Raw genomic sequence first — 524 nt, forward strand, 5'->3', positions numbered from 1 at the left:
CACTGGCCGTATCTTTGATATTGACAACATGCTTAGAGTCTACGAATACAGCCCAAACCTGTGGCGCTCAACAATTGAGTCGGATGCACCTAAGATTGCGGAACACGTCAAAGCTGCTTGGGAGGGGAGGGACACGTCTCAGACATACATGCGCTTGCTTAAGAAGGCCGCACCGTAGGCGAGTTGTGTTGAGCGATGTACTACACGACTAGCAACTTCGGAAGATGGGCACTCAAAATGAAGACATGTCAATATTGTGGCTTGGCAGCAGAGATGACCAGAGAGCACGTAATACCTAGCTGGTATTACAAGGGGCGGAATAGCAAATCTGGCGCAGGATTCTCAGAAAAAGCTAAAGGAAAACTAGTTGCAGGGGAGCTCAAGATTGGCGATGTGTGCAGGCAATGCAATAACGGCCCACTTTCAGCATTAGACGGCTACGGGAAGGACTTGTATGCACGGCACATGGCCCATTCCACCAACACGCGTACTTCTCAAAACTTCATCTTCGACTACAACCTACT

General features: G+C 49.2%; 1 protein-coding gene. It reads left to right on the forward strand.

The genetic code is table 11. The annotated features are described in order from the left end of the window. Positions 1–273 precede the first annotated feature (273 nt). On the forward strand, positions 274–524 hold a 251-nt coding region (locus AC1DQP_RS21335), incomplete at its 3' end, for a hypothetical protein (protein WP_478052537.1).

The organism is Stenotrophomonas sp. P5_A8, from assembly GCF_056400545.1.